The following is a 10,789-nucleotide window of genomic DNA, read 5'->3' as shown; positions in this document are numbered from 1 at the left end:
TCTGATTCGTTGTTAAAGAACAAAAAATGGTCGGCGAGATAGGATTTGAACCTACGACCCACTGGTCCCAAACCAGTTGCGCTACCAAGCTGCGCTACTCGCCGATTTCTATACTTCTCATATGGAGTATAAATAGATGGGGTGGCTAATGGGACTTGAACCCACGACAACCGGAATCACAATCCGGGGCTCTACCAACTGAGCTATAGCCACCATTGAAATAATGCATTGACTCTGGCGCGCTCGACAAGATTCGAACTTGCGACCTTTGGCTCCGGAGGCCAACGCTCTATCCAACTGAGCTACGAACGCGTACTGCGTCGTTGCGGGGCGTATATTAATGATTTCAATATACCTTGTCTAGCACTTTTTTTTAATTTTTTTCGTGAAAGACAATTTTTTATTCAATTTGAATAGATTTTGTAAATTTTTCGTTCACTTTAAAAACGTTCTACTATTATTTATGAACTATATAACTAGTACACTTTTGCTTTTCTCGCTCTCCGTTTCATCCGTCGTACAAAACGCGTAATTCGCCATGCTCTTGTAATGGAATAAACATAAAGGAAAAACAGGATAAAAAATCCAATAAACATCACCCATTCATTGATGTAGTAAACTTCACCTAAAATACCAATCGTTGCACAAATCGCAGACATTAAGGTAATTAAGAGAAAGGCTTGGCGTGACGTTAAACCGGCCCGCACCATTAAATGATGCACATGTAAACGATCCGGTCGAAATGGACTTTTTCCTTTTCTTAAACGACGGTAAATAATCGCCACCATATCAATTAATGGAATCGCAATGATCCAAAGAGCGGTAACCGGATTCATTGGGTGTCCTTTGCCTTGCGTACTGAGCAATAAAATCCAAATGATCGTAAAGCCTACCAACGTACTGCCTGCATCGCCCATAAACACTTTATATTTAGGGCCAAATGGGATACCGAGATTTAACATTAAGTAAGGCAACATTGCGGCGATAAGTGCGAAACTCCAATGCGCCATATCCATTTGCCCGTCACGAAACATTAAAATTCCGATAGCCGCAAAGGAAACACAAGATAATCCGCCAAGTAGCCCATCAATCCCATCAATCATGTTAAAAGCATTAATAATCGCAATCGTGGCAAAAACGGTAATCACCAATCCGATAGACCCCAGGGTTAATTGGAAAGGGCCTAAGATCTGTCCGAAATGATCAAGATAAACATTCCCAAGATCGATCATTAAAATAGCCAGTACCGCTTGAATTCCTGCCCGCAAGAAAGGGCTAATATCAAAGCGGTCATCTAAAATCCCTATGACGAGGAGTACAAAAATACTAAATAGATATAAATAAGGAAGACGAAGTTGATCCCACTCCATTAAGTAATAGCACAGGTTTCCCATAAAAAGGGAAACACCGCCAATTAACGGGATAGCCCCTTGGTGACGTTTACGGTAATTCGGTTTATCCACCAACCCAATTTTATTCGCAATGGGGCGCATCACTATCAATGTTAAAAATGCGCCAAGAAAAGTAACAATGAGACTTAACATAAATCGACCTTTATCTTTTTTGCAAAGGATAACATAAGGAAAATTTAGCAAGAAAGATATTTTTAACAAAGCCTGTATTTTTCAGTACAATAGCCCCAATTTTTATCATTAAGGAAAAAACAATGGCAAATTCGACCGCACTTTTCTCTCGTGCACAACAAATTATTCCCGGTGGGGTCAATTCTCCCGTTCGAGCGTTCAAAGGCGTGGGGGGAACACCGGTATTTATTGAAAAAGCACAAGGGGCTTACATTTATGATACGGACAATAAACAATATATTGATTATGTGGGTTCTTGGGGGCCAATGATTTTAGGGCATAACCACCCAACTATTTTAAACGCCGTATTAAAAGCAGCAGAAAACGGATTGAGTTTCGGTGCCCCTACCCCCTCAGAAATCGATCTCGCCGAATTAGTTTGTGAATTGGTCCCCTCTATTGAAATGGTGAGAATGGTCAGTTCCGGTACTGAAGCCACCATGACAGCCATTCGTCTTGCCCGAGGCTATACCGGTCGTGACAAAATTTTGAAATTTGAAGGTTGCTATCATGGTCATTCAGATTCGCTTTTAGTCAAAGCAGGTTCCGGTGCGCTGACACTCGGTCAACCAAGCTCACCTGGCGTTCCTGAAGATTTCGCCAAACATACCTTGACTGCCGAATACAATAATTTAGATTCCGTTAAGCAGTTGTTTGAACAGTTCCCTGATAGCATCGCCTGTGTCATCATTGAGCCTGTTGCTGGCAATATGAACTGTATTCCGCCTAAAGCTGGTTTCTTGCAAGGATTGCGTGAACTTTGCGACAAATATGGCGCATTGTTCATTATTGATGAAGTGATGACCGGCTTCCGTGTTGCCCTTGCCGGTGCACAATCTTATTATGGGGTGACGCCGGATCTCACCACACTGGGTAAAATCATTGGCGGAGGAATGCCTGTGGGCGCGGTTGGGGGGAAAAAAGCGCTAATGGAATACCTTGCGCCAACCGGCCCGGTTTACCAAGCCGGTACCCTATCCGGTAACCCTATCGCTATGGCGGCAGGTCTAGCCTGTTTAAATGAATTAAAAAACGCAGGAAACGAAGAAAAACTCGCAGAAAAAACCGAAAAACTCTGTTTAGGTTTAAAAGCCTTGGCAAACAAACATCATGTGCCTTTGGTAGTGAATTATGTCGGTGGAATGTTCGGTATTTTCTTTACTGATCAAAAAGCCGTCACCTCTTATGCTGAGGTGATGAAATGCGATACAGAAAAATTTAATGCTTTCTTCCACAAAATGTTGGAGCAAGGTGTCTATCTTGCGCCTTCTGCATTTGAAGCCGGCTTTATGTCTTTAGCACATACTGATGAAGACATTGCCAAAACACTAGAAGCAGCGGATATCGCCTTCGCTTCCCTAAGCTAATCCCCCAAAGTGCGGTTGATTTCACCGCACTTTTTCTTATTTAATTTTTTGCTCAATCACCTGACGCAGTCTTTCCCGTTCTTGTAAGCTTAAGGCTTTATTTTCTTTATTTTTTAAGATAAAAAAATCTTCGGCTTTTTCGCCTACCGTTGTAATTTTAGCATTCAATAAATTTAATTGAAGATCATTAAAAATTTGACTAAGCGCAGCCAACAAACCCGGTTTATCCAACGCAATCAATTCCATTTCTGTCTGTTCTGTTTTATTTTCGTGTAAAAAACGTACATCGGTTTTCACCGTAAAATGTTGTAATTGACGATTTGAAGAAACAGGGGGCAGCAACGGTTTCTCACTTTGTAGTGCTTTAGTCAGTGCGCTTTCTAATTCACGGCGGCGATCAGCTTTCACTAAATCACCATTAAGTTCTGTAATAATAAAGCTATCGAATACATAGCCGTCTTGTGTAGTAATAATTTGCGCATCATGAATACTGAATTTTTTCGCCCCGATGGTGCTCACCACTTTATTAAATAAATGCGGTTGATCTTGGCAATAAATAAACGCTTCTGTTCCACCAAGAGAAAATTCATTGCTCACTTTCACCAACAATTCGCCTGAAAAATCCACCAACAATGCCGTATGTCCCGCAATTTGTTTAGGCGTATTACGCAGAAAATATTCCTCAGGACAACGTGCCCATAATAGGTGGACGGTTTTCTCGGAAATATCAGGCAATGAGGCTTGCAAAATTTGCCACGACAAACGGCGATTTTCTTCTGATTTTTCGGCATAATCCAGTAATTCCACCATGCCTTGGTTAAATTGTTGCTGAGTAAAATGATACAAAGAAGAGAACAGAGATCGTTTCCAACTATTCCAAAGCGTGCCGTTAGTGGCGCAAATATCGGCTACTGTAAGGCAAGTCAGATAATCCAGTCGCACTTGATTTTGGACTTCTTCTGCAAATCTCATCACCACTTCCGGATCATAAATATCACGCCGTTGTGCGGTAATGGACATCAGCAAATGTGCTTTCACCAACCAACTCAAGGTATCCGTTTCTCGGCGATCAAAACCGTGTAATTGAGCAAACTCCGCCACATCGATGGCACCAAGTTCGGCATGATCGCCTCCCCGCCCTTTCGCAATATCGTGAAATAACGCCGCCACATACAACAAAGTACGGTCAGAAAATTGGCTAAATAAACGATGGCAAAGAGGATGCTCGGCGGCATTTTCTTCTAATAAAAAACTTTCTAGTTTTAACATCACCCGCAGGGTATGCTCATCAACTGTATAAATATGAAACAGATCAAATTGCATTAATCCTTCAATGGCTTGCCATTGGGGAAGATAGGCTGTTAATACGCCATATTGATGCATTGGTACAAAGGCTCGGGAAATGGCATTTTTTTGATTCAATAAACGTAAAAATTTTTCCCGTGCTGCGGGAATTTCACACAATTTTTGTGGTAACCGTTCCAGTGCAAGACGTAATTTACGCAAGGTTTCGGAATGTACGGTGGCTTGTTCAAAGCGGGTTAAATAGAAAAATACATCAAGAATACGCTCAGGCTGTTCAAAAAATAAATTCGGCTGACGCAAGCATAAACGGTCATTAATCAGCTCAAAATCATCATCTAATTGATGAATAAAGACATCATAATGAGGGGATAAAAAATGTTCTCGGTAGTGTTGAATCAGAAGATTACTAATGAGAGAAATCCGTTGTAGCGACAAAAAAAACTGTTTCATCATTTTTTCTACGCCTTGATTTCCTTCCCCTTTGAAACCCAGTAATTCACTCACTTTGATCTGGCGATCAAATAACAATCGATTGTCATAGCGTTTCAAAATAAGATGTAAAGCAAACCGCACTTTAAATAAAAATGCCTGACTTTCTTGCAACTGCTGGTATTCTTGCGGATAAATAAAACCGCTTTGTAAAATGGCCTCTAAGGTTTGCGCCCCGGTATGACGCAGTGCCACCCAATACAATAAATGCAGATCCCGCAAACCACCCGGGCTATATTTAATGTCCGGTTCAAGATTATAGCTTGTGTTGTGATAACGCTGATAACGTTCGGTTTGCTCTTGCACTTTCGCCTTAAAAAAGGTTTCTTTTGACCAAAAATCATCTGCTTTTACCAATTCACAAAGTGCCTCAAAGTGCGGTCGGTTTCCGGCGAGAAATCGGGCTTCCAGCAAATTGGTGGCAATCGTAATTTCTTCCCGCCCTTCAGTCTCACATTGTGCCAAGGTGCGAACTGAATGACCGACCTCAAATCCGCAATCCCACAAGAACTGGATAAATTGACCGATTTTTTCTTCTACTTCGGTTGTCAAAGTTTGCGCAGTGAGCACTAAAAAATCCAAATCTGACAAAGGAAACATTTCCCGACGCCCATAGCCGCCCACGGCAATTAAAGAAATTTGCGGGTATTTATCCAACGCCATTTGGCTCCAGAGTTGTTTTAATAAGGCATCGTAAAAATTTGTGCGATTTTCAATCAATTCAAAAACCGAATATTGTGAAAAATGCGCAATTTCAAATTGCTTGAGATTTTCACGCTGAATTTTGACCGCACTTGGCGTTAAGGGCGAAGGAATATCAAAGGGGAAAAGCATCATGATCTTGTTAAAATTCCTTGACTAAGCATAGCGAAAAGCCCACCAAAGTGGGCTTTACAATAAATTAAACATTCACCATTATACGTTGAATTCGACCTTCACGAATTTCTTCGTCACGAATCGTCATCACTTCACAGCCGGTTTCTGTCACCACAATTTGATGCTCATATTGTGCAGAGTGGCTACGATCTTTGGTTTTCACCGTCCAACCATCTCCCATTACTCGCACTTCTTTTTTACCGGCGTTAATCATCGGTTCAATGGTAAACACCATACCCGGTTTTAAAATCACCCCACCGTCATCGGCATAATAATGCAATACTTGCGGATCACAATGGAATTCCGTACCGATACCATGTCCACAATATTCCCGCACCACGCTAAAACCTTGGCTTTCCGTATATTTTTGCACGGCTTTACCAATTTCATTTAAGCGAATACCCGGTTTCACGGTGCGTAACCCTACATAAAGGGCTTCTTGTGCGGCTTCCACCAGTTTCTGACTGCGAATATTGGTTTCCCCCCCCACAATATACATTTTTGAATTATCACCGAAATAGCCGTCTTTAATCACCGTCACATCAATGTTAACAATATCGCCGTTTTTCAGCACTTTATCTGAGCTTGGAATACCATGACAAACCACTTCATTAATAGAAATACAGGTCGCCTTAGGGAAACCATGATAATTTAAACAAGCAGGAATGACTTTTTGTTCATTGACCATATATTCGTGACAAATCCGATCAAGTTCACCCGTTGTTACCCCTGCTTTGACATGGGGTTCAATCATCACCAATACTTCCGAAGCCAATTGACAAGCCTCACGAAGTTTTACAATTTCTTCTTCAGTTCTTAATGGAATCGCCATTTTTTTCTCGCTGTTTGAACATAATAATGGAGCGAATTATAACATGATTTCCGTGAAAAATCTTGAATGCCTTAGTCGGTTATTGGATAATAGCCCAATTCAAATTTTAGGAAAGTGGAAAAGAATATGACTGATAATCTTGCCGTCCCTCTAACATTTACCGATGCGGCTGCCAATAAAGTAAAAAGTTTAATTAGTGAAGAAGAAAATAGTAATCTTAAACTGCGTGTCTATATCACCGGTGGCGGTTGCAGCGGTTTCCAATATGGTTTTACCTTTGATGAAAAGGTCAATGAAGGCGATTTGACGATTGAAAAATCCGGCGTTCAACTTGTCATTGATCCTATGAGCTTACAGTATTTAATCGGTGGCACAGTGGATTACACTGAAGGTTTGGAAGGCTCTCGTTTTATCGTCAACAATCCTAATGCCTCCAGCACCTGCGGTTGCGGTTCTTCTTTTAGTATTTAATATGGATTTTCAATTCACATCATATTTGGGCAATGTCAGCGTTAAATGTTCTATGGAACACATTGCCCTTGCTAATTGGTTTAATACGGAAGTGCGGTCAAATCCTCAGGCGATTTTGACCGCACTTTCTACTGCGCAACAATTAGTTGAAAATCAAGAAACTCGTTTAATTGGTGCGGAATATACGCTCTTTTTAAATACCGATGAAGTGATAATCCGTGCCAATAATCTGATGATGGAATCCGATGAAATACAGGAAGAAGATTTCCATTATTATGATGAAGAAAGTATCGCTTTTTGTGGCACACCTGATTTTATCCATTTCCTTCAAGCCTACATTGATTTTATTGCATAGCCAGATGACAGCAAAAAGCAACGAACAAGAAAAAAGCCAAGAATCCAAACCAAGCAAGCGTTATGCCTGCAAAATGTTTTTACTTAAAGCAGGGTTCACCGCTGCTGTGTTGGCGATTTTTTACGGGGGCTATCTAGATTGGCAAATTCGCGCCAAAATGAATGGGCAAGTTTGGCGTTTGCCGGCTGAAGTCTATAGCCGAATTGAAAGCGTCAAAATCGCCGATGATCTCAGTTTTGATGAGGTCATTCAAATTCTATTGGACAATGAATATCGCCAAACCACCATGGTTGCCGCACCGGGCGATTTTAAATTAGAAGACAACACCATTGTCATTTTACGCCGTGCCTTCCCCTTCCCTGACAAACCGGAACCTCAACGGGTATTACGTTTACGTTTTACAGACAATAAATTAAGCCGCATTGAGGATCTGGTCAGCGTTCAAGCGGTGGATGAATTTCGTCTTGCCCCGAAATTGATTGCGATGTTGGAATCCGACAATGAAGATCGTCTTGCCATTCCTTTACAAAATTACCCCCGTTTGCTTATTGATGCCCTCATTTTAACGGAAGATCGCCGTTTTTATGACCATAACGGCATTAATCCTATTGGCATTACTCGGGCATTGATCGCCAATATTCGTGCCGGGCAAACGGTACAAGGTGGGAGTACATTAACCCAACAATTAGTGAAAAATCTTTTTTTATCCAGTGAACGCACCCTCGCCCGTAAAGTGAACGAAGCCCTTATGGCGCTTATTTTAGACTGGCGTTATGACAAAAATCGTATTTTAGAAACCTATCTTAACGAAATTTATCTTGGGCAAAACGGCGATACACAAATTCATGGCTTTGAACTTGCCAGCCAGTTTTATTTTGGCCGTTCGGTTCGTGAAATCAGCCTTGATCAAATTGCCTTACTTGTGGGCATGGTAAAAGGCCCTTCTCTTTATAATCCGTGGCGTAATCCGCAAAATGCCTTAAAACGCCGTAATGTCGTGCTAAAACTGATGCTCGATCACCAAATGATTGGTGATGAACTCTACGAATTACTCAGCAATCGCCCCCTTGGCGTTCAGGCGAAAGGACAAATTTCACGCAAATATCCCGCCTTTATTCAAACATTACGAGCCGATTTACGCCGTTTAGTGGGGGAACATAAAACCGCCAGCCTGCTCGGCGCACGCATTTTCTCCACCATGGATCTCAAACAACAGGAACAGTCGGAAAATGCGGTAGTCAATACAGTGTCTAAATTACAGGTGACAACGAAAAATCCGTATTTGGAAGGGGCGATGATTGTCGCAGATTATCGCAACGGTGAAATTCATGCTGTTGTGGGCGGATTACAAACCCAGTATGCCGGGTTTAATAGAGCCTTAATGTCCAAACGTCAAATTGGATCGTTGGTGAAACCTTCTATTTATTTGACCGCACTTTCCAATCCGGAGCAGTTCCGCCTCAATACACCGATTAATAATCAACCCATTACGATTAATGTAAAAGGCAGTCCGCCTTGGCAACCACGCAATTATGATCGCAAATATAGCGGCTCAGTGATGCTGATGGATGCCCTTGCCCGCTCCTTAAATATTCCAACGGTCAATATCGGTATGAAAGTGGGATTAACCCAGGTAATCGAAACACAAAAAGCAATGGGCTGGGACAATGTTGCCATCCCTAAAGTGCCGGCAATGTTGCTCGGCTCTTATGCGATTTCCCCTTATGATGTAACAAAACTTTACCAAACCATCGCCAACCAAGGGGGAAGGATAGATTTAACCACCGTAGGTAGCATTGCTGATCGTCAAGGTAACCTCATTTATCAGCATAAAAAAGAAGCGGAACAAGTCGTGCCGCAAGAAGCAGCATTCCAAACTTTATTCGCCATGCAACAAACAGTGGAGCGAGGCACAGCTCGAAGCCTGCAAAATGACTATGCCAACCTTCATTTAGCAGGCAAAACCGGCACAACAAATGATACACGGGATACTTGGTTTGTGGGGATTGACGGGCGAAATGTCAGCACCATTTGGCTAGGACGTGATGACAATGGGGAAACCAAACTGACCGGCGCTTCCGGTGCATTGCAAATTTATAAAGACTATCTCAACCGTGTTTACATTGAAAAATTAAAGCTCCAAAAACCGACTGCGATAAAATGGGTTGGCATTAATCAATACGGAAGTTGGGATTGTGGTAGCAACCGTACCATTCCGGTTTGGGCAAATAAAGGGCAAAGTTTTTGTAGCAACATCCCTGTTTCCGCCCCTGCCCCGACTTCGCAATCTAACAGCTCAAACGAACCCCGTGGCAGCCTATGGGATGTGTTAGATAAAGCACCAATTGAGGAAGCCAAACCTCAATAATCGGTAAGAATGAATATGAATTGGTAGAATTTATGCACGTATTTAATAATGGGTTATTTGTGCGCGGAATATTTGTTCCCGACCTATCTAAACCTAGTATTTTACTATTTTAGGAATAAATTCTTAGCCAAATCTTTCTTGAATTTCTAATATGAGTTTAGAGGCATTAAGCTCCAACGCTTCACAATATTTTATAAATTCCAACACATCTAATCTTCGATCTCCTGTCTCAATTTTTCCTACAAAATAAGATACCACGCCCATTTTTTCACATAATGCACGTTGAGAAAGCCCGAGAGCTTGTCTTTGAGAGATAAAAATTTCTCGCAGCCAAAGATGTTCACGAGAATGAATGGATAATCTTAGATTTTTCATTGCACCTATTTTAGGTACAAATTAGATTGAACCTGTTTTAGGTTTGAGATAGAATGCAATTGAACCTAAAATAGGTTCTTTAGGTATTAACTCACCATAGGAGGATTTATGGGATTTCTAGATGGACTTGGCAGTTTAGCAAAAGGAGCATTAAATTCACTTAATGAATATAATGCAGAAATACAAGCGCTAAAAGAAGAACTATCAGATAAATCAAGTAGCGAATTACGTAGCATTGTAAAGAATGATGATAGCTTTTTTTTCTCATTCAGAGAAAAAAAGAAAAATTGCGTATCTTATTTTAAAAGAGAGAGGTGAAGTATAAGTGTCAGGAACAATTAAACTACCACATAGTTGTCCCAAATGTGGCACTGTAGCACGAACTTCTAAAGAATTAGAAAAGGAATTCGGTTTTAGACAAACAACTCCATCAGGTATGACTAACCAAAGTTGGTGCAAAAAATGTAGGTCCTAAATTATTAGGTTTATTGATTTTTATATAAAAAATAAGTATCAAAATGGAGGTAATCACTATGTTTTTTAATTACAAAGATGATTTTGATAATTTCAAAAATTCTTCGATGATTGGAAAATTTGGATATGGTTTAAAAATCTTATCCAAAGGAGCTACCGACCTTGTAATTGGAACATCTGTCCAAGCTGCAAAGGATATTTTAGGTAATCCTAAAGCAACATCTGAACAAAGAGAAAAGGCTCAGAAATTTGTTGATAAATTTGATAAATATTAGGGGGCTGTACTAGATAACT

10 protein-coding genes and 3 tRNA genes are annotated in these 10,789 nt (G+C 40.9%); 6 read left to right on the top strand and 7 right to left on the bottom strand.

Annotated elements, in window-relative coordinates:
• Window positions 1-27 precede the first annotated feature (27 nt).
• From BKK50_RS05305 to wecA, 4 genes are all read right to left on the bottom strand, one after another.
• Window positions 28-104: transfer RNA gene (locus BKK50_RS05305), tRNA-Pro, on the bottom strand.
• Window positions 105-137: 33 nt separating this feature from the next.
• Window positions 138-213: transfer RNA gene (locus tag BKK50_RS05300), tRNA-His, on the bottom strand.
• A 22-nt stretch (window positions 214-235) separates the two neighbouring features.
• Window positions 236-312: transfer RNA gene (locus BKK50_RS05295), tRNA-Arg, on the bottom strand.
• Window positions 313-476: 164 nt separating this feature from the next.
• Window positions 477-1,544, bottom strand: coding sequence for a UDP-N-acetylglucosamine--undecaprenyl-phosphate N-acetylglucosaminephosphotransferase (gene wecA / locus BKK50_RS05290; RefSeq protein WP_077416032.1), 1,068 nt, complete (start codon window positions 1,542-1,544; stop codon window positions 477-479).
• 122 nt (window positions 1,545-1,666) lie between these two features.
• Here wecA and hemL point away from each other — a divergent pair, with 122 nt between their 5' ends.
• On the top strand, window positions 1,667-2,950 hold the full coding sequence (gene hemL / locus BKK50_RS05285) for a glutamate-1-semialdehyde 2,1-aminomutase (protein WP_077416030.1): 1,284 nt from the start codon (window positions 1,667-1,669) through the stop codon (window positions 2,948-2,950).
• 36 nt (window positions 2,951-2,986) lie between these two features.
• Here hemL and glnD read toward each other — a convergent pair whose 3' ends face one another.
• The gene (gene glnD, locus BKK50_RS05280; protein WP_143529759.1) at window positions 2,987-5,578 is read right to left on the bottom strand and encodes a bifunctional uridylyltransferase/uridylyl-removing protein GlnD; all 2,592 of its coding nucleotides are present in this window, start codon (window positions 5,576-5,578) and stop codon (window positions 2,987-2,989) included.
• 67 nt (window positions 5,579-5,645) lie between these two features.
• On the bottom strand, window positions 5,646-6,452 hold the full coding sequence (gene map / locus BKK50_RS05275) for a type I methionyl aminopeptidase (RefSeq protein WP_077416026.1): 807 nt from the start codon (window positions 6,450-6,452) through the stop codon (window positions 5,646-5,648).
• 126 nt (window positions 6,453-6,578) lie between these two features.
• On the opposite strand from map, the gene erpA reads away from it, so the two are divergent.
• The 3 genes from erpA to mrcB are packed head-to-tail and all read left to right on the top strand — an operon-like array spanning window position 6,579 to window position 9,646.
• Entirely contained in the window at window positions 6,579-6,923 is a 345-nt protein-coding gene (gene erpA, locus BKK50_RS05270) for an iron-sulfur cluster insertion protein ErpA (RefSeq protein WP_077416024.1), read from the top strand.
• A gap of 1 nt (window position 6,924) precedes the next feature.
• Window positions 6,925-7,278: a YacL family protein gene (locus BKK50_RS05265; protein ID WP_077416022.1), complete on the top strand. Its 354-nt coding sequence runs from the start codon at window positions 6,925-6,927 to the stop codon at window positions 7,276-7,278.
• Window positions 7,279-7,282: 4 nt separating this feature from the next.
• The gene (mrcB, locus tag BKK50_RS05260) at window positions 7,283-9,646 is read left to right on the top strand and encodes a penicillin-binding protein 1B (protein WP_077416020.1); all 2,364 of its coding nucleotides are present in this window, start codon (window positions 7,283-7,285) and stop codon (window positions 9,644-9,646) included.
• Between the two features lie 123 nt (window positions 9,647-9,769).
• On the opposite strand, the gene BKK50_RS05255 is transcribed toward mrcB, so the two are convergent.
• Window positions 9,770-10,021, bottom strand: coding sequence for a helix-turn-helix domain-containing protein (locus BKK50_RS05255; protein ID WP_077416018.1), 252 nt, complete (start codon window positions 10,019-10,021; stop codon window positions 9,770-9,772).
• Between the two features lie 108 nt (window positions 10,022-10,129).
• On the opposite strand from BKK50_RS05255, the gene BKK50_RS05250 reads away from it, so the two are divergent.
• On the top strand, window positions 10,130-10,339 hold the full coding sequence (locus tag BKK50_RS05250) for a hypothetical protein (RefSeq protein WP_077416016.1): 210 nt from the start codon (window positions 10,130-10,132) through the stop codon (window positions 10,337-10,339).
• 215 nt (window positions 10,340-10,554) lie between these two features.
• Window positions 10,555-10,770: a hypothetical protein gene (locus BKK50_RS05245; protein ID WP_077416014.1), complete on the top strand. Its 216-nt coding sequence runs from the start codon at window positions 10,555-10,557 to the stop codon at window positions 10,768-10,770.
• Window positions 10,771-10,789 lie beyond the last annotated feature (19 nt).

The organism is Rodentibacter rarus, assembly GCF_001998965.1.
GTDB lineage: Bacteria > Pseudomonadota > Gammaproteobacteria > Enterobacterales > Pasteurellaceae > Rodentibacter > Rodentibacter rarus.
This window is presented reverse-complemented; position numbering and strand designations above follow the sequence as displayed.